The following is a 19,183-nucleotide window of genomic DNA, read 5'->3' on the forward strand; positions in this document are numbered from 1 at the left end:
ATTGAGCACTACCAAACCGGCTGAGATCAGGCGCAGGCGGGAACCCAAGGTTCCCCGCTCCAACGCGGGATCGATTGCCGGCATCATCGGCGCCGCGGTCCTGGCTATTGCGATCATCGCTGCCGTCGCCGCGCCGCTGATCTCGGGCTTTGACCCCAATGCCCAGAAACTGGCCAGTCGTCTGCTGGCGCCATTCTCCTATGGCCGGGACGGACTGCTGCATCTGCTCGGCACCGACCAGTATGGCCGCGATATCTTCACCCGCATTCTCTATGGCGGCCGCGTGAGCCTGTCGATCGGCCTCGTCACTGCCTCGCTGGCCGCTGTTATCGGTATCGGCATCGGCACGTTGGGCGGCTATCGAGAAGGCAAGCTGGGCGCCGCGGTGCGTGGCGTGCTCGATATCCAGACGGCGTTTCCGTTCCTGGTGATCGCCATTGCGGTGGTGGGCGTCATCGGTGCCAATGTGTTGACCATTATCGTGGTGCTGACGCTCTGGACCTGGCTGCCCTTCGCCCGACTTTCCTTTAGCCTCGCTCAAGCGCTCAAGCGCGCCGACTACGTCAAGGCTGCGCGCTCGGCCGGTGCCAGCGATGGCTGGATATTGTTCCGGCACCTGCTGCCCAATATGGCGCCGGCGCTGCTGGTCGTGTGGACCTTCGTGGTGGCCCAGGTGATCATCGCCGAAAGCGGGTTGAGCTTCCTCGGGCTGGGTATCCAGCCACCCACTGCTACCTGGGGCTCCAGCGTCAGCGACGGCCGCGACTATATTTCGACGGCCTGGTGGGTCGCCATCATGCCCGGCATCGTGATCTCGATCGTGACCCTGGCCATCAATCTCCTCGGCGATGCGCTGCGGGACCGCTTCGACCCACAACTCCAGGTAGGTGCCTGATGGACGATGTTCTCTCTGTTCGGGACCTCAGCGTCGCCTTTCCCGTCAAAGGCGCCTGGGTGGATTCCGTCGATGGCGTTTCCTGGGGCGTTAAACCCGGCAAGACGCTGGTAATTGTTGGGGAATCTGGCTCGGGAAAATCCATTTCGGCCAAGGCCGTCATGGGTGTGCTCCCCACCAACGCACGGATCAGCGCGGGCGAAATCTGGTTGGGGGGGCGCGAGGTCAGCTCGCTCGATCCAAGGGAGCATCGCAAGCTGCGGGGCCGCGAGATCGCGATGGTTTCGCAGGACCCCCAGACCTCGCTGAACCCTTGTTTCACCGTCGGTTCGCAGGTCTCCGAAATGATCCGGGTGCATCGCGGCACATCGCATCGCGACGCGACCCAGCGTGCCATCGAGATGCTGGCCAAGGTGCAAATCGCCGACCCCGAGGCCCGGGCTCGGCAGTACCCCCACGAATTCTCAGGTGGCATGCGGCAACGCGTCCTATTGGCCATGGCGCTCTCGGCCGAGCCGAAGGTGCTCATCGCCGACGAGCCGACCACGGCCCTCGATGCCACGGTGCAAGCCCAGGTGCTTGTGCTGCTGCGCGAATTGCAGCGCGACACTGGCATGGCCATCGTCCTGATCACCCACGATTTCGGCGTGGTCAGCTCGCTCGCCGATGATGTGGCGGTCATGTATGCCGGCCGGGTCGTGGAGTCCGGGACGGTTGACGAGGTTCTGCTGCGCCCACGTCATCCCTATACCGCGGCCTTGTTGGCCGCGACGCCGCGGCTGGGCGATGGGCGGACCTTGCCCCAGCAAATACCGGGGATGCCGCCCTCCATTCGCGACTTCCCCAAGGGTTGCCGCTTCCACCCCCGCTGCGACCGCGCCGCAGACACCTGCAGCCAAGCGGTTCCCGTCCTCGAAAAATTCGTCGGCTCGGAGCAGCGTGTCGCCTGCTTCCGCCCGCTGCAGCCGCAGGAGTTGTCCCATGCCTGAGGCACTGCTCGACGTTTCCGATCTGGTGATGAAGTTCGACTTGGGTCGGGTCAGGCCCGATGGCACGCCCATCGAGATTTCGGCGGTTGATGGTGTCAGCTTCCAGATCCGGCCGGGCGAAACGCTTGGCCTCGTGGGAGAATCTGGCTCGGGCAAGTCGACCACTGCCTCGCTGGTCCTCAGGATGCAGAAGCCGACCAGCGGAGCGGTTCGGCTAGACGGCACCGACATCAGCACCATGGGCGACCGTCAGTTGCGCGATGTCAGGCGCAAGATGCAGGCCGTTTTCCAGAACCCCTATGCCTCGCTCAATCCGCGCATGCGGATTGGCGACCTCATTGCCGAACCTCTCAACGTCTTCGGTATCGGCACGAGAGCGGAGCGGGCCAAGGCCGCTGCCGACTTGCTGCACCGGGTCGGCCTCGCTCCCGATGCGCTGACGCGCTACCCGCACCAGATTTCTGGAGGGCAGCGGCAACGCGTCGCCATGGCGCGGGCGCTGGTGCTCAATCCCAGCCTGATCGTGCTGGATGAGCCTGTCTCTGCGCTCGACGTCTCGATCCAGGCGCAGATCACCAGGCTTCTCGCCGATCTCCAGGCCGAGCGCGGCCTTGCCTACCTCTTCATTGCCCACAACTTGGCTGTCGTGGCTGGGCTCGCCCATCGCGTGGCAGTGATGTATCTCGGCCAAATCGTCGAAATTGGCGATACCGAGCAGATTTATCGGGCACCGGCCCATCCCTATACACAGGCTCTTCTTGATGCGACGCTGGACCCCGATCCTCGGGTCGAGCGCCAGCGCAAGCATCAAGCACTTCGGGGTGATATTCCGACACCGGCCAATCCTCCGTCTGGCTGCCGCTTTCACACAAGATGCCCCATCGTGCAGGATATTTGCCGGCGTACCGCGCCGATACTGGCTGGTGGTCCTGACCGGGCCGTGAAATGCCATTTCCCGCTCGCGCCGGTCTCTGCCAATCCAACAAAAAAGGTGTCCTGAACTCATGAACCGCACCACCATCGTCAACGCCCGCCCCTGGGGCGACGAAGCCGCCGATATCGAAATCATTGACGGCGTCATTGCCCAGGTCGTGCCACACCGGCCTGACGCGACTTGGCAGGGCGAAATCGTCGATGGTCGCGGGCGGCTCGTGCTGCCGGCCTTCACCGATATTCATACCCATCTCGACTCAAGCCGGCTTGGCCTGCCGTTCCGTTCGCATAGCGGCGCTCCTGACGTGTGGGGCATGGTGATGAACGATCGCGCCAACTGGCGCTCGGCCCCCGGCACCGCCGCGTCGCGGGCCATCCACACGCTGGAGCTGATGATCGCGCGGGGCACGACCAAGGTGCGCAGCTACGCTCAGATCGACGCCGATTGCCGGCTGGAACGGTTTGAGGCCGTGTTGGCCGCCCGCGAGGCGCATCGTGCGCGTTCCGAGGTCAAGATCATCGCCTTCCCGCAAACCGGGTTTTCGCGCGAGGAGGGGGTAATACCGCTTATCGAGGAAGCGCTTGCCTCGGGTGCCGACGTCATGGGCGGAATCGATCCCTGCCAGCTCGAACGCAATCCGATCTACCATCTCGATGTCGTATTCGGGCTGGCTCGGAAGTATCAGGTCGAGGTGGATTTCCACCTGCACGAACCGGGCGATCTATGCGTCTTCAGCGTCGATCTGATCCTTGAGCGCGTGCGCGCGCTGGGTATGCAGGGCAAGGTCAGCATCTCGCATGCCTATTCCCTTGGCGGCGTGTCCGAAGCCACCACGCGACGGTTGATCGAGAAGTTCGCAGAGCTCGACATTTCCATGTGTACCGTCGCCCCGTCCGTCAGCACGGCTCTGCCAATTCGCGGCCTGGTCGAGGCGGGTGTTCGCGTTGGCCTGGGCGAAGACGGCATGCGGGATTATTGGAAGCCCTACGGCAATGCCGACATGCTCGACCGCACCTGGCAACTGGCCTTCACCAATAATTTCTCGCACGATCAGGACATCGAAATGTGCCTGGGCGTCGCCACCATCGGCAGCGCGTCCATCATGACGCCAAATCCGGTTTCGCGATTGGTTCGCGGCGGCCACCAGGGAGTCTTGGTCGGCAACCCGGCCGACCTGCTCCTCCTTGCCGGCGAGTCGCCGACCTCCGCGGTCATGGACCGCCCCACGGACCGAACCGTCTTGCACCAGGGTCGTGTCGTCGCGGACCAATTGGAACTGGTCTGATCGCCACGGGGGAATGGCCACTGTCCCTTGAGAACGTCGGGCGGAGCTATTATGCGCCGCCCCCATCTGTCTACTGTCACCCCGCTTCGGTCTTTACCGCAGGGGCCGGGCGTTTTCTCTGCAGCAAGCCTCATGGTGCCAAAAGATGCGCTTTCCCAGTTTCCGCACGCTCGCTCCATATCGTGCAATGTACCCTCCCAATCCCCATTGACGACCAACCGGACAAGGAGTATCTCCGGCCTCAGGACACCTCGCCCTAACGCGAGGCGCATAGGCCTGGGAGGGCCGCTTGAGATGGCTGATACGCCCCTGACCGCACCGGCGGTAAAACCGGCTAACCCCAATTTTTCGTCGGGTCCTTGTGCCAAGCGTCCAGGCTGGACGGTTGAAGCGCTTGCTGGCGCCTTGACCGGTCGTTCGCACCGGGCTAAGATCGCCAAGGCGCGCATTCAGCAGGCGATCGACCTGACTCGCGAACTCCTCGAAGTTCCCGCCGATTATCGCATCGGCATCGTTCCTGCTTCCGATACCGGCGCCGTCGAAATGTTCCTCTGGAGCGCGCTGGGCGCTCGGGGCGTCGACATGCTGGCCTGGGAGTCGTTCGGCGCCGGTTGGGTGACCGACGTGCAGAAGCAGCTCAAGCTTCCTGACGTTCGCGTGCTCGAAGCGCCCTATGGCGAACTGCCTGACCTGACGCAGGTCGATTTCAACCGCGATGTGGTTTTCACCTGGAACGGCACGACTTCGGGCGTGCGCGTGCCGAATGCGGACTGGATCCCGGCCAATCGCGAAGGCCTTACCATTTGCGATGCCACCTCGGCCGCCTTCGCGCAGAAGCTCGACTTTGCCAAGCTCGACGTCGTCACCTTCTCCTGGCAGAAGGCGCTGGGTGGTGAAGCCGCGCATGGCATTCTCATCCTGTCGCCGCGCGCCGTTGAACGTCTCGAGACCTACAAGCCCGACCGTCCGCTACCTAAAATTTTCCGCATGACCAAGGGCGGCAAGCTGATCGAAGGCATCTTCAAGGCCGAAACGATCAACACTGTTTCGATGATCTGCATTGAAGACGCGATCGACGCCATGCAGTGGGGCCTTCAGGTTGGCGGTTTGCAGGGTATGCAGGCCCGCGCCGATGCCAATTTCAAGGTGCTGGCCGATTGGGTGGAAGAGACCTCTTGGGTCGACTTCCTCGCCAAGAAGGCCGACCAGCGTTCGAACACCTCCGTATGTCTCTCGATCGTCGATCCGGAAATCATGGCGCTCGACGACGAAGGCCAGGCCGCGTTTGCCAAGGCTATCGTTGCCCGCCTCGATAAGCTCGGCGTCGGCTACGATTTCGGCTCCTACAAGGACGCTCCGGCAGGCCTGCGCATCTGGGCCGGTTCGACGGTGGAAGCTTCCGACCTTGCGGCCCTGACCCCGTGGCTCGACTGGGCTTTTGCTCAGGAAAAGGCCGCCCTCAAGACTGCTGCCTGAATTTTTGGCCCCGCCACGCGGCGGGGCACTCCCACTCATTCTCGCGGCGTCGCAGGTTCAAATCCTGCTCCCGCAACCAATATGCAGGAGGGCGCAATGCCCAAGGTTCTCGTTTCGGATAAGCTCAGCCCGACCGCCGTCCAGATTTTCAAGGACAATGGCGTCGAGGTGGATTACCTGCCCGATCTCGGCAAGGACAAGGAAAAGTTCCTTGAAGCCATTGGCCAGTATGATGGCCTCGCCATCCGTTCGGCCAGCAAGGTGACCGAGAAGATCATCGCTGCTGCGACCAATCTCAAGGTCATCGGCCGCGCCGGCATCGGTGTCGACAATGTCGATATTCCGGCCGCGACCAAGAAGGGCATCATCGTGATGAACACGCCCTTCGGCAATTCGATCACCACGGCCGAGCACGCCATCGCCATGATGTTCGCTCTGGCTCGCCAGCTGCCGGAAGCCGACGCTTCGACCCGCGCTTCGAAGTGGGAAAAGAACCGCTTCATGGGCGTCGAAGTCACCAACAAGGTGCTCGGCCTGATCGGCGCCGGCAATATCGGTTCGATCGTTGCCGACCGCGCCATCGGTCTGCGCATGAAGGTCATCGCCTTCGACCCCTTCCTGACCCCGGAGCGCGCCCAGACGCTGGGCGTTGAGAAGGTCGAGCTCGATGATCTTCTCGCCCGCGCCGATTTTATCACGCTGCACACGCCGCTGATCGATGCGACCCGCAATATTCTCAATGCGGAAAACCTCGCCAAGACCAAGAAGGGCGTGCGCATCATCAATTGCGCCCGTGGCGGTCTCATCGATGAAGAAGCGCTCTACAATGCGCTGAAGTCCGGCCATGTCGCCGGCGCAGCGCTTGATGTGTTCCTCGTTGAACCGGCCGAGAACAATCCGCTGTTCGATCTGCCCAACGTCATCTGCACGCCGCACCTTGGCGCTTCGACCACCGAAGCCCAGGAAAACGTCGCGCTGCAGGTTGCCGAGCAGATTTCGGCCTATCTCATGACCGGCGAAATCACCAATGCGCTCAACTTCCCGTCGATTTCGGCGGAAGAAGCCCCGATCATCACCCCCTGGGTGAAGCTTGCGGAAGCGCTCGGTTCCTTTGCCGGCCAGCTCACCGAAACCGGTATCAAGGGCATTCAGATCGAATTCGAAGGCACTCCGGCCGGGCTCAATATCCGTCCGATGGTCGCGGCCGCCATCAATGGCGTGCTGAAACCGTCGCTGGGTGACATCAACATGGTTTCGGCCCCGCAGATCGCCAAGGATCGCGGCATTACCGTCGAAACCACGACCCGCGACCAGCAGGGCGCCTATGAAGGCTATATCCGCCTGACCGTGACTACCGAGCGCCAGACGCGCGGCGTCGCCGGCACGATCTTTGCCAATGGCAAGTCGCGCATCATCCAGGTCAAGGACATCAACATGGAAGCCGAACTGTCGCCGTCCATGCTTTATGTCACCAACGAGGACAAGCCGGGCCATATCGGTCGCCTCGGCACGCTGCTCGGTACACTCGGCATCAATATCGCCAATTTCAACCTCGGCCGTGCCGAAGTGGGTGGCGATGCCATCGCCCTGGTCTCCATCGATGGCACGCTGACCGACGAGCAGCTTGGCAAGATCGCCGCGCTTGAGGGCGTCAAGCAGGCGAAGGCCGTCCGTTTCTAAAAGTCGGAATTATTGACAATTGCCCCGCCGGTTCACGCCGGCGGGGCTTTCTTTTTGGTGGTAGGGCGCGCTAGTGTCGCGCCGTTCCCCTTGCGCCGCCGTGTCGGCGCCATCCCCAAATTTCCGAGGTTCTTATGAAGACCTTCAAGGTGCCCCACACCGATCTCACCGTTTCGAGTGTCGTTCTGGGGCTCATGCGCATCGCCAAGATGAGCAATGCTGAAATCCAGTCCCTGTTCGGCGCGGCCGTCGATGCCGGCGTTACCGTGTTCGACCATGCTGATATCTATGGCGGCGAGCGTCACCGCTGCGAGGAACGGTTCGGCGAGGCCATCACGCTCTCTTCGGTCGAGCGCGAAAAGATCCTGATCCAGAGCAAGGTCGGCATCCGCAAGGGTTTCTTCGATTTTTCGTCCGAGCACATTTTGCAGACGGTCGATGAATCTCTCGCGGCGCTGCGTACCGACTATCTCGATGTATTGCTGCTGCATCGTCCGGATACCCTCGTCGAGCCCGAAGACGTCGCCTCGGCTTTCGACAAGCTCGCCGCTTCGGGAAAAGTTCGCCATTTTGGCGTTTCCAACCACACGCCGGGCCAGATTGAGGTGCTGAAAACAGCGGTGACGCAGCCGCTGCTATTCAACCAGGTCCAGCTCAGCATCACCCATGCCAATCTCTTTGCGCAGGGCGTTGCGGCCAATATGAACGGGCTCGACCAATCGATCAGCCGCGACAATGGCCTCCTCGATTATTCGCGCCTGAAAGGCATGATGCTGCAGGCCTGGTCGCCCTTCCAGAAGGGTTTTTTCGATGGCGTTTTCGTCGGCGACCGCGAGGAGTATGCCGAGCTCAACGATGCCCTGGATGAACTGGCGACCAAGTATGGCGTGACCCCCACGGGTATCGCCGTCGCCTGGATCACCCGCCATCCGGCCAATGTGCAGGTCGTCCTCGGCACCACAAAGCCCTCGCGTGTCGAAGAGTGCGCTGCCGGCTCCTCCGTGCCGCTGACGCGCGAGGAATGGTACCGCCTGTTCCGTGCTGCGGGACATACGCTGCCGTAAATCCAGTCGTCCCATCCTGAGGTGCTTTGCGCTGCAAAGCACCTCACCATTAGGGCTGCTGGTGCTAGGCGGTGCGTCTGCGCGCCGCCCACTCCGCCAGGACAATGCCGAAGATGATGATTCCGGCCGCGAGGAAGTGATAACCCTCAAGGCTCTCCCCGAGGATCAGCACCGAACCAAGCGTACCGAAAACCGGAATGAGATTATGGCTCGGCGCCGCGCGATTGGCGCCGACCAGTTCAACCCCGCGGGCATAGGCGATCTGGCTGAACATGGAGGGGAAGGTCGCGACATAGGCGATGACCAGCCATACCGTCGGCGAGGCATGGGCGAGGGTGCTGACAGAACCAAGCCCGCCGCCGAATAGAGCCAGCATGATCACCGCCGAACTCGCCGCACCGAAGAAGGACACGGCCATGAAGCTGAACATGTGCACCTTAGGCCGAAAACGCAGCGCCAGCGTGTAGCCGGTATAGGCGAGGCAGGCGAGGATGACAAAGCCGTCGCCGAGATTGATGTCCATGCGCAGGAGGCGCGAGGGATCGCCATGGGTCGCGGTCAGGATCACGCCAAAGATCGCCAGCAGCACGCCAAAGATCTGCAAGAGATTGGCGCGCACGCGGAAAAACAGAAAGTTTGCACCGAGAATCAGCATCGGCAGCGAGGCCTGTTCGATGGCCGAATTGACTGCTGTGGTCATGGTCAGGCCGACATAGAGCAAGACGTTGAAGAACGCATAGCCGACAATGCCGAAAGCCATCAGCACCGGCCAGGTGCGCTTCACTTCCGCCCAGTCGTTCCGCAAGTGCCTGTAGGAAAAGGGCAAAATAAACAGCGTCGCCAAAACGCAGCGGCAGGCAAGCAGCAGGAAGGGGCTGATTTCGCCCACGACCAGTTTGGCTGCAACCACATTGCCGCCCCAGAAAAGCGGCGCCAGAACCAGCAGGAGATAGGGCTGATCGAGAATTCCGGCGGAAATGCCGCGCTTTTCAGTGGTCTGCGGCTTTGTCATTGCGGCTTCAGTGATGTAAGGACAGTCGGACTTATCAGTTATTCGGCTGCAATCAAACCCGCGAGGGGCGGTGGCCGAACGGACGGATGTCCGCAACCTGGGTAAGGGTGCTGCCAGCACAGCCGGCCCGATTTCATCGTGCCGGATTTTGGCACGCCTCAGTTTAAGGAAGACTGGACTATGGCGAATGTGGTTGTCGTCGGCTCTCAGTGGGGCGACGAGGGCAAGGGCAAGATCGTGGATTGGCTCTCGGAGCGCGCCGACGTCGTCGTGCGTTTCCATGGTGGTCACAATGCCGGCCATACGCTTGTCATCGATGGTGTCAGCTACAAGCTGGCGCTGCTGCCTTCGGGCCTCGTGCAGGGCAAGCTGTCGGTGATCGGCAATGGCGTGGTCGTCGATCCCCATCACTTCGTCCAGGAAATGGCCAAGCTGCGTGGCCAGGGCGTCAAGATCACGCCGGAAATCCTGCGCATCGCCGACAATGCGCCGCTGATCCTGTCGCTGCATCGCGAATTGGATGGCATCCGCGAAGACGCTAATTCCGGTCTCAAGATCGGCACGACGCGCCGCGGCATCGGCCCGGCCTATGAGGACAAGGTTGGTCGTCGCGCCATCCGCCTCATCGACCTCAGTGAACCCGATACGCTCATGCCCAAGATCGAGCGTCTCCTCAGCCACCACAATGCGCTGCGCCGGGGCATCGGTCTCGCCGAAATCGAAGCCCAGACCATCTATGACGAGCTGACCTCCATCGCTGGCGAAATCCTGCCCTTCATGGACCAGGTATGGCGCGTGCTTGACGACAAGCGCCGCGAAGGCGCCCGTATCCTCTTCGAAGGTGCACAAGGCGCGCTCCTCGACAACGATCACGGCACCTATCCTTTCGTGACCTCGTCCAACACCGTTGCCGGCCAGGCTGCCGCTGGTTCTGGCCTTGGCCCCACGGCCATCGGCTATGTGCTGGGTATCACCAAGGCCTATACGACCCGCGTCGGCGAAGGCCCGTTCCCCTGCGAACTCGGCGACGAGATCGGTCGTCACCTGGCAACTGTCGGAAAGGAGGTAGGCGTCAATACCGGCCGTCCGCGCCGCTGCGGCTGGTTCGATGCCGTTCTGGTGCGCCAGACTGTCAAAACCTCGGGCATTACCGGCATCGCGCTCACCAAGCTCGACGTGCTTGATGGCCTCAAGGAGATCAAGGTCTGCGTCGGCTATGAGCTTGATGGATCACGGATTGATTATTTGCCCGCCTCAATGGGGGCACAAGCTCGCGTTAAGCCTATTTATGAGACACTCGAGGGCTGGTCGGAAACGACGGCCGGAGCGCGCTCCTGGGCCGAGCTCCCGGCACAGGCCGTAAAGTATGTTCGCTATATCGAAGAGCTGATCGGGGCCCCGGTCGCGCTTCTGTCTACCAGTCCGGAACGGGCGGATACCATCTTGGTGGTTGACCCGTTCCAAGACTGATAAACTTTGCTAAAAGACGTCGCTGCAATTGTGAGTACCCAGTAGCCTATGGCGGACTATAAGGAGCTGTTGCGCCGAGCGATCTCGGCGCTGCCGGAGAACAACGGAGCTGCGCGACGCGCAGTTTATGAAAAGGCGCGCGCGGCCCTGGTCGGACAATTGCGGGCTATCCAGCCTCCTTTGCCTGCCCGCGAGATCACGCAGCACCGGCTCCAGCTCGAAGATTGTATCCGCCAGGTCGAACAGGAAGCGAGCGAAGCGGTCATCAGCCTCGGGCGCGACAACCTGTTTGCTGCGCGCCCGGCACCCGCCGCAGCGGCTCCCGCGGCCGCAGCGCCGCCTCCAGCAGCACCGATCCCGCGGGCGCCCGAACCGGCGCCCGTGGTGGAAGCCAAGCCCGTCATTGCCGAGCCTCTCCCGGCAGCCGTCGCCAAACCCGTCGAACCGCCCGCTCCCGTAGTGGTCGAGGCGGAAGCCGAGCCTGAATCGGACGAATTGCCGGCCGATGTCGTGCCGACCGAAGCGGTCGAGGAGGACGAAGGTCCGCTCTCGATCGAAGAGATCATCGGTCAGGCCGCGAGCGTCAGCGGCGCCCAGGTCGAACCCGTTGTGGCCCCCGTTCCGGCGCAGGACGAGGTCGCAGCCCCGCCGCCAGTGCACGCGGTGGTCGAGGAGATTACTCCGCCTCCCGTTTCGGCTCCGGTGCCGCTCAAGCGCCCCAGCATTCTGCCGCGCCGCGATGCCTCGGCTGCCGTCAGCACTGCCGCCAATGGCGGTTTTGGTGCCCAGCCGGTTTTGGCGCGCGTCGAGCCTTCCATCGGATCGAGTGCCGCCCTGGCCCGCCAGGCTGTGGTCGAGCCCGAAATCAGCGTCATCGAACCGCAGGTCGAAACAGCCCTTTCGAGCGTGCGCGAGGTTGAAGTCGAGCCCGACGAGACGCGCGAAGCCGAAGGCGCCATCGAACGGGCCATCGAAACGCTTGATCGCGAAGCCCGCGGCGAGCCGACCGAAATGTTGCCCGAGCGCGAAACCCGCGCGGCGCTCGACGAAACCCTTGTCGATGAAAACGCCGATTCCAACGCTTTTGACGCAGCCGATGGCGAACGGCGCTCCGGCGCGGGCATGACGATCTTCCTCATCGTCTTTGCGCTTCTCCTGGTTGGCGCCGGTGGCGCCGGCTTCTGGGCCTGGCGCGAAGGCTATGTCGATCTCGACCAGATGTTCGGTCGGGCCGAACCGGCCGTGACCGAGACCGCCGAAGCTCCCGTGCCCACGACCCCGACGCTCGACGCTCCGGCGTCGCCCGATACCACGACCGGTCCTGGCAATACGGCAACGACCACGACCAGCGAGCCGACCACGGCCATCGAAGGCATCGATCTCGACGAGCGGCTGGAGCCGACACCGGAAGCGGTGACCCCGAGCGGCACAGAAACAGTGCTGCCCTCGATCAATGGTGGTGAGAACAAGACCGAAGAACGTCTCTCCGGCGCCGATACCAGCATCGCCGCAACCAATGACCCCGCCAATAGTGTCGACCCGGCCGTGCTCGCCGGCAGCCAATCGCTGCTACTCGAGGCCTCGGCCGATGGCCGCACCGGTGCGGTGCCCTTCTCGGGCACGGTCGAATGGACCAAGGGCGAGGACGAATTGGGCCTGCCGACCCTTGTCGGCGAAGCCAGTATTCCGGCGCGCAACCTCAACGTCTCGGTGACGATCCGCAAGAATGGCGATCCGAGCCTGCCGGCCAGCCACCTGATGGAAGTCAATTTCGACGTCAACGACACCTTTGTCGGCGGCGCGATTTCGAGCCTGCCGGGCGTGCTCCTGAAGAACGAGGAACTCGTGCCCGGCACGCCGCTGGTCGGCGCCTCGGCCCGCGTCATGGGCAATAGCTTCCTCTTCGCGCTCTCGGCTTCGCCAGACGACCAGACGACCAATTCGCAGCTTCTGGAATCGCGCCGCTGGCTCGACCTCGCCATCGTCTATGGCACAGGTCGCAATGCCATCCTGACGCTCGAAAAGGATTCCGATGCGCAGGCGCTGTTCAACGAAGTGTTTGCTGCCTGGGCGCAGTGATCAGGCCGGCGTGAGCCGGCCTTCCGTCAGGCGATAGCGGCGCGCGGCAAGCGCCGCTATGTCGTCCTCGTGATGGCTCACAAGGATGGTGTGCCAACCTTCGCTTCTGGTCAGTTCGCCCACAAGCGCGCGGATGACCTGCCGCGTTTCATCATCGAGCGCGGAGAAGGGTTCATCCAGCAGCAGGATTTCGCGGTGGCGCAGCAGCGTACGGGCCAGCGCCACGCGCTGCTTTTGTCCGCCTGAAAGGGTTGCCGCGGTCTGGTCGGCAATGCCTTCAAGCCCGACGCGCCGCAAAACATCGTCAACCCGCTGCCGGCTTTCCGCCTTGCCGCTCCCCCTGGGGAGACCGAGGGCGACATTTTCGCGGGCGCTGAGATGATCGAAGAGATTGTCCGATTGCAGCAGCAGCGAGAGTGGCCGCGTTTCGGGCGGCAGTGGCAGCAGATTGGTGCCATCGAGCGTCAGGGTGCCGTTCTTGGGCGTGAGAAAGCCGGCGATGAGATCGAACAATGTCGACTTGCCGGAGCCGCTTGCCCCCGAAATGGCTGTCACCGAACCGGCTTCGGCCTCGAAGGAAAAGTCATAGGTCTGCGTCGCTTTCCCATAGGCGAAGGCGAGGTGCTCAGCGCGGAGCATGGGCGATCCTTTCAAAGAGGCGGGGCAGGCCGACAAAGGCAATGATAGTGCCCACCAGCAGGATGGCGGCGATGGCCGCGGCATCATTGCTGCGATAGGCGCCGAGAGCGCGGAACATCATCAGTGGCAGGGTCTGGAAATCCTGCGTACCGAAGAGGGCAATGACGCCGAGATCGCCAAGCGAAAAGCAGAAGGCGAGGGCGAGCATGAGCCCGATATCTTTCCCGAGCAGCGGGTATTCCACCCGCCAGAACTGTTGCCAGCCCGAAAGCCCCAACGAGCGGATGAGTTTTCCACGCGCCCGTACCATCGCATCGAGCGGTGGTCCGAGCGTTGCTACGGCAAAGGGCAGCGCGAGAAGGCTATTGGCGATGATGACCACCACGGGCGCCGCTTGCGCCGGAGCAAGCCCGAGATTGCGCACGATCAGGAAGAAGCCCAGCGAGAGAACGACAGCCGGCACGGCGAGATAGGCAAAGCTGGGCGTCCCCAACAGAATGCGCACCGGCCTTTTGCCGCTCGCCGCGCGGCCCAGCGTCAAAGCGAGGGCGAGCAACAGCGTCAGGATGGCCGAGGCGCTGCCGATGATGAGGCTCGTTGTCAGCGACCACCAGAAGGTCGATTGTGCTAGCACCCGACCGAAGCCGGAAACCACGCCGTCAATCAATACCGACAGGAGCGGCAGTGCAAAGCCGACCGTGGCCAGCAGCAGCACCAGCCATTGCAGCGCCTGCGCGGGGAGGGCGTCGCGCCAGCTCGGCGCAACCGAACGGCCATGCACGCTGACAACGGGCGTGCTGGCCGAAGCGAGGAGAATGACCACGGCGCAGACCGCAATCTGGGTCAGCGCCAGCCGCACCGCGCCAACGAGATCGAAATCGAGCCGCACGGCGGAATAGATGGCAACTTCCAGCGTCTGATTGGCCGGCCCGCCGCCGAGCAGCAGCACGATCGGGAAGCTGGTGAACGCCAGCAGAAAGATGATGGCGCCAAGTCCCGGCAGGCTCGAGCGTATGGCTGGCCAGTCGATCAGCGCAAAACGCTGTGTCGCCGAGAGTGCCAGGGATTGCCCGACCTTCAGCCGCGTTGCCGGAATGGCATCGAGTCGCGCGAGGAGGATACGGGCGGCAAAGGCGCCATCGAGAATGACGTGGGCGAGCAGGATGCCCGAAAGCCCGAAGGCCGGATTGCCGAGCGAAAAACCGAACAGCGCCTCGCTCGTCTGATTGATCCAGCCATTGCGCCCCCAGATGGAGAGGAGTCCGAAGGCGACCACCATGCCCGGCGTAACAATGGCCGCGGCAAAGAGGCCGACGACGAGATCGCGTCCCGGAAAGCGCAAGCGGTTCAGCGCCCAGGCGAGTGCCGTGCCGACAGCGAGAGACAGCACGGTCGTCAGGCCGGCCTGAATGGCGGTCATGCGCAGCAGATGGAAAATGTCGACCCGCGAGGCGCTACTTGGTTCAGTCGCGGCGTCGAGAATGGCCCAGAGCACGGCCGCGATCAGGCCGGCAATGGCAATGGCGAGAACGCCTGAAACAGCGATGCGGGCAGGGCGGGGGGGAAGCAATTCAGCCGACATAAGTACCCCCACCCTTGATCCCTCCCCACAAGGGGGAGGGAGACCCTGGAGCCGAAGGCCGGCGCAATGACATAAGCAAGCGCGGGCGCACCTCCCTCCCCCTTGTGGGGAGGGAATGAGGGTGGGGGTATTCACGTTACTGCACCGCCGCCAGCATCTCGTCGATCCAGGCCGAGGAGTTAGCCAGAATATCCTCATCACTGAGCTGCAGCGTCTTTTCAGGCTGCGGCAGGCCGGCAAAGGCCGGATTGAGGTCAGCCCCGAGATCAACCACCGGGAACATCCAGTTGGTCGTCGGGATGATCTTCTGGCCCTCGGGCGAAGCGAACCAGGCCAAAAATTGCTTGGCCAGTTCCTGCTGATCCGAAGATTTCAGGACGCCAGCCACTTCGATCTGCGGGTAATGACCCTCTTCGAACAGCGCCGCCTTGATGGTTTCATCCTTGTCTTCGATGATGTGATAGGCGGGCGAGGTCGTATAGGAGAGCGCCATATCGGCCTCGCCATCGAGGAAGAGCGAGTAGCTCTCGCTCCATTCGCGCGTCACCGTGAGAATATGCGGCTTGAGGCCTGCCCAGATTTCGGAGGCGCGATCGCCATAGGCCGCCTTGATCCAGAGCACGAGGCCAAGGCCCGGGGTTGCCGAACGCGGGTCCTGCACCACGATCTTGAAGTCTTCCGGCATGGCAATCAGCTCTTCGAACGACTTTGGCGGCGTTGCCGTCCGGTCCGTGTCGTACATGAAGGCAAAGTGCGAATAGTCGAAGGGCACGAATTGCGCGTCGGTCCAGGCTTCCGGCAGCGCCAGATTGTCGAGCGTCAGGCCATGATCGGCAAAAAGCCCCGTGGCGCGGGCTTCCCCGGCAATGGCGGTATCGAGCCCAACGATAAGATCGGCTTCCGTCGTCGCGCCTTCGAGCTGCACGCGGCGCAGCGTGCCAATCGAGGAGTCGGCAGCGACCCAGTTGAGCTTGCAGTTGCAGATCGGCTCGAACGCGGCCGAAAGCTGCGGGCCGGGGCCCCATTCGGCGGCAAAGCCGTCATAGGTATAGATGGTGAGCGTGGGCACGTCCTGCGCCTGCGCAGAAACAGCAGACAATCCAATAAGGACCGCAAGCGCCATGGAGACGGATTTGACCATTTGGTCATCCCTTCAACGGTTGCGGCCATGGGAGAAGGGCATGTGTCAATGGGAAGAGCACGAAAAGGCGCTCTTGCCATCTCGAACTTCCTCCGCCAGCATGACCTGGTTCAGGTTCAATGGGTAACTCTCAGCTCCGGCTTGCATCCGGAACACCCCAGCGAGACGGGTCGGACCTTATTGAGAGAAATGTGACAGTGCAAGTGACTTCAGAACGCAGCCCGGAAGCGCTGCCGCTGGTCTTCGCGTCCCCCCTCGCCATTGTCGGCGGGGGCACGGTAGACGGGGCTTTGCTGCGTGAATTGGCCGAAAAGGGCGTGGCCCTTGTCGGGGCCGATGGCGGTGCAGATACGATCGACGCAGCCGGACTTTTGCCCGATGCCGTGATCGGCGATCTCGATTCCCTGACGAATCGCGCCGCCTGGGAGAGCCGCACCCGCGTCATCCATATCCCCGAACAGATCACCACCGATTTCCAGAAGGCGCTCTATTCGACCGAGGCGCCGGTCACCCTCGCGCTGGGCATGACCGGCAAGCGTCTCGACCACACGCTCGCCGCCCTCAGCGCCGTGCTGCAATATGCCCCGACAAGGCGCCTCATGCTCGTCGACGAGGTCGATGTCGCCCTCGCCGTCACCGGTTGCGTCTCATTCGAGGCAGGAAAACGCGAGCGCGTTTCCATCCACCCGCTCGCCCCCATCCGCTTCGTCCGCTCTTCGGGACTTTTCTACCCCATGGATGGCCTGCTACTCGAACCCGGCGGCCTCATCGGTACCTCCAACGAAGGCGTCGGCGCCCGCGTGGAAGTGGAACCGGAGGACGAAACCCCCTGGCTTCTTATTCTTGGCAAGGAGCGGCTCTGGGATCTGGTCGCCGCCTAAAACAAAAACTCCCGCGTCTCTTTCGAAACGCGGGAGCCATATCTTCAATCGCTAATGCGCCTAGTGTGCTTGCGCAGCCTGCTGCACGGCTTCCTGCACCTTTTCGAAGGCACGGACTTCGATCTGCCGGATGCGCTCGCGGCTGACGTCGTATTGCTGGGCCAGTTCTTCGAGCGTCGCGGGATTATCCTGCAGGCGGCGGGCCTGGAAGATGGCGCGTTCGCGTTCGTTGAGCACGTCCATGGCCTGATTGAGCAGGGTCATGCGCTCGTCGAATTCCTGGGTTTCACCCAGGCTCGTTTCCTGGTCCGGCGTGTCGTCGACCAGCCAGTCCTGCCATTCCGACGATCCCTCATCCGCCCGCATGGGCGAGTTGAGCGAAGCGTCACCGGACAGACGCGCATTCATCGACACCACGTCGTCTTCGGTGACGTTGAGCGTCGTCGCGATCTGCTTGATCTGGTCCGGATGGAGGCTTCCATCGTCCAGGGCCGCGATCTGTCCCTTGACCTTGCGCAGGTTGAAGAACAGGCGCTTCTGGGCGGCGGTGGTGCCGATCTTTACGAGGCTCCACGAACGCAGCACATATTCCTGGATGGCGGCCCTGATCCACCACATGGCGTAGGTCGCGAGCCTAAAGCCCTTTTCGGGCTCGAAGCGCTTGACCGCATGCATGAGGCCGACATTGCCTTCGGAGATGACTTCAGAGATCGGCAGGCCATAGCCACGATAACCCATGGCGATCTTGGCGACGAGGCGCAGGTGGCTGGTGATCAGCTTCTGGGCCGCGCCTGGATCGGCATGTTCCTTGTAGCGCTTGGCGAGCATATATTCTTCATCCGGTTCCAACATGGGGAACTTGCGGATTTCCTGCAGATAGCGGCTAAGGCCGCCTTCCGAGGAGAGGACGGGCAAATTGGTTTGGGCCATGGACGCACCCCCTTTCGTATCCCCCGCATTGCGCGGGCGGAAGAATCTCCCCCTGTCCATACGGCACAGGCGAAGACGCACCGCCTAATATAGGCGGCAGTTTGGCGAATTTAAGAGGCCGACACGCAAGATGACATTACAATTTCGACAGGATGCCTTGCTCCCTGCGCAAGCCGGTTTCTTAATATACGATCCAAGGGAGCTTCCGGTTCTCTCAACTTCGTGTGAGGGCGGGGCTAGAATACCAGGCGTTCGGCGAGGCGTTGCGGCACGCCGGGATCGTGAGCGGGCAGCAATAGGGTCGGTTCGGCCGCGCAGAACTCTTTGATGGCGCGCAGCGTCCGGCGGGACAAGGCGGGGTCGAAGGTGACGCCATCGGGCCGCTCTGCCCTCAAGTCGGCCTCGGCATAGGTGGCGTCGCCTGCGAGGAAATAGACGAGATCAGGCGTCCGCACGATCACCGAGGCGTGGCCCGTGGCGTGGCCGGGCGTCGGCACCAGGGCGATGCTGCCGTCCCTGGTGATCGGGTAGGAGGCGGCAAAGGGGCCGATGGCCGGGCCGGTGAAGTCGATCAGCTCGGGCCGCAGCCAGATCGGCCAGCGTTGCGGCAGGCAGCCCGCCATCTTGCCCGAGAACCCGCGCGAGGCCTGCCAGCTTTCGCGTGTCACCAAGATACGGTTATGCGGGAAATGATCGAGCCCGCCGGTATGATCGTGATGCATATGGGTGAGAATGACGGCGGCAATATCGCGCGCCGGATCGATCCCCATGGCGCTGAGCCGCGGGCCGATTTCTTCGGCCGGCGCCACCTTGATTTGCACCTGCTTGAAGAACGGATTCCAGTCCGGCAGATAGCCCGGCACCGAATTGCGCCAGGTGTCGCCCGTGTCGACCAGGAACCGGCCTTCGGGATGCTCGATGAGATAGGCGAAGATCGGCATGGGCTCGACCCAGTTGTGGTCGCGAAAGATATCGATCTTGCGACCGATGCCGCTCCTCCCTTCGCGCCCCAATCGCTGCGCCGTCTTCATCCGGGCCTTGCCCGTTTCAATTGCCGTCACCGTGATCATTTTCGCACCATAAAAGAACGATCGTTCTATATATCGCGAAAGCTGACTTGTAAAGA

Annotated in this window: 16 protein-coding genes and 1 riboswitch; of the genes, 10 read left to right on the forward strand and 6 right to left on the reverse strand. The window is 62.6% G+C overall.

What is annotated here, in order from left to right; genetic code table 11:
• Position 1: 1 nt before the first annotated feature.
• The 7 genes from JP75_RS18105 (at position 2) to JP75_RS18135 (ending at position 8,323) form a co-directional block, all read left to right on the forward strand.
• Positions 2-895 carry an ABC transporter permease gene (locus JP75_RS18105; RefSeq protein ID WP_160194719.1) on the forward strand — a complete coding sequence of 298 codons (894 nt, stop codon included), beginning with the start codon at positions 2-4 and terminating at the stop codon, positions 893-895.
• On the forward strand, positions 895-1,884 hold the full coding sequence (locus JP75_RS18110; protein WP_035085735.1) for an ABC transporter ATP-binding protein: 990 nt from the start codon (positions 895-897) through the stop codon (positions 1,882-1,884). The genes JP75_RS18105 and JP75_RS18110 overlap by 1 nt, the downstream gene beginning before the upstream one ends.
• A complete protein-coding gene (locus tag JP75_RS18115) occupies positions 1,877-2,884 on the forward strand; it encodes an ABC transporter ATP-binding protein (protein WP_051960894.1) in 1,008 nt (335 codons plus the stop codon). The genes JP75_RS18110 and JP75_RS18115 overlap by 8 nt, the downstream gene beginning before the upstream one ends.
• A 4-nt stretch (positions 2,885-2,888) precedes the next feature.
• Complete coding sequence (locus JP75_RS18120) at positions 2,889-4,103, forward strand: amidohydrolase family protein (protein WP_035085737.1); 1,215 nt, start codon at positions 2,889-2,891, stop codon at positions 4,101-4,103.
• Positions 4,104-4,397: 294 nt separating this feature from the next.
• Positions 4,398-5,579: a phosphoserine transaminase gene (locus JP75_RS18125; protein WP_035085739.1), complete on the forward strand. Its 1,182-nt coding sequence runs from the start codon at positions 4,398-4,400 to the stop codon at positions 5,577-5,579.
• Positions 5,580-5,675: 96 nt separating this feature from the next.
• Positions 5,676-7,259, forward strand: coding sequence for a phosphoglycerate dehydrogenase (gene serA / locus JP75_RS18130; RefSeq protein WP_035085740.1), 1,584 nt, complete (start codon positions 5,676-5,678; stop codon positions 7,257-7,259).
• Positions 7,260-7,393: 134 nt separating this feature from the next.
• Entirely contained in the window at positions 7,394-8,323 is a 930-nt protein-coding gene (locus tag JP75_RS18135) for an aldo/keto reductase (protein ID WP_035085742.1), read from the forward strand.
• A gap of 64 nt (positions 8,324-8,387) precedes the next feature.
• On the opposite strand, the gene JP75_RS18140 is transcribed toward JP75_RS18135, so the two are convergent.
• Positions 8,388-9,335 carry a DMT family transporter gene (locus JP75_RS18140; RefSeq protein ID WP_051960895.1) on the reverse strand — a complete coding sequence of 316 codons (948 nt, stop codon included), beginning with the start codon at positions 9,333-9,335 and terminating at the stop codon, positions 8,388-8,390.
• Between the two features lie 180 nt (positions 9,336-9,515).
• Between JP75_RS18140 and JP75_RS18145 the strand changes: the two genes are divergently transcribed.
• Both JP75_RS18145 and JP75_RS18150 read left to right on the forward strand, forming a co-directional pair.
• Positions 9,516-10,805 carry an adenylosuccinate synthase gene (locus JP75_RS18145; RefSeq protein ID WP_035085744.1) on the forward strand — a complete coding sequence of 430 codons (1,290 nt, stop codon included), beginning with the start codon at positions 9,516-9,518 and terminating at the stop codon, positions 10,803-10,805.
• 48 nt (positions 10,806-10,853) lie between these two features.
• Positions 10,854-12,884 (forward strand): hypothetical protein, encoded by a 2,031-nt coding sequence (locus JP75_RS18150; RefSeq protein WP_035085745.1) that lies wholly within the window; start codon positions 10,854-10,856, stop codon positions 12,882-12,884.
• On the opposite strand, the gene JP75_RS18155 is transcribed toward JP75_RS18150, so the two are convergent.
• From JP75_RS18155 to thiB, 3 genes are all read right to left on the reverse strand, one after another.
• Positions 12,885-13,523, reverse strand: a complete 639-nt coding sequence (locus JP75_RS18155; RefSeq protein ID WP_051960896.1) for an ATP-binding cassette domain-containing protein — start codon at positions 13,521-13,523, stop codon at positions 12,885-12,887.
• Entirely contained in the window at positions 13,510-15,105 is a 1,596-nt protein-coding gene (locus tag JP75_RS18160; RefSeq protein WP_051960897.1) for an ABC transporter permease family protein, read from the reverse strand. Before JP75_RS18160 ends, JP75_RS18155 begins: the two co-directional genes overlap by 14 nt.
• A gap of 136 nt (positions 15,106-15,241) precedes the next feature.
• A complete protein-coding gene (gene thiB / locus JP75_RS18165; RefSeq protein ID WP_035085747.1) occupies positions 15,242-16,246 on the reverse strand; it encodes a thiamine ABC transporter substrate binding subunit in 1,005 nt (334 codons plus the stop codon).
• Positions 16,247-16,316: 70 nt separating this feature from the next.
• Positions 16,317-16,416, reverse strand: a riboswitch (TPP riboswitch).
• Positions 16,417-16,449: 33 nt separating this feature from the next.
• On the opposite strand from thiB, the gene JP75_RS18170 reads away from it, so the two are divergent.
• Positions 16,450-17,127 carry a thiamine diphosphokinase gene (locus tag JP75_RS18170; RefSeq protein ID WP_160194720.1) on the forward strand — a complete coding sequence of 226 codons (678 nt, stop codon included), beginning with the start codon at positions 16,450-16,452 and terminating at the stop codon, positions 17,125-17,127.
• A gap of 60 nt (positions 17,128-17,187) precedes the next feature.
• Here the strand turns inward: JP75_RS18170 and rpoH are convergent, their stop codons facing one another.
• Together rpoH and JP75_RS18180 are read right to left on the reverse strand one after the other, a co-directional pair.
• A complete protein-coding gene (gene rpoH, locus JP75_RS18175; RefSeq protein WP_035085749.1) occupies positions 17,188-18,057 on the reverse strand; it encodes an RNA polymerase sigma factor RpoH in 870 nt (289 codons plus the stop codon).
• A 236-nt stretch (positions 18,058-18,293) separates the two neighbouring features.
• A complete protein-coding gene (locus JP75_RS18180; protein WP_051960899.1) occupies positions 18,294-19,127 on the reverse strand; it encodes an N-acyl homoserine lactonase family protein in 834 nt (277 codons plus the stop codon).
• Between the last annotated feature and the right edge of the window lie 56 nt (positions 19,128-19,183).

The organism is Devosia riboflavina, assembly GCF_000743575.1.
GTDB lineage: Bacteria > Pseudomonadota > Alphaproteobacteria > Rhizobiales > Devosiaceae > Devosia > Devosia riboflavina.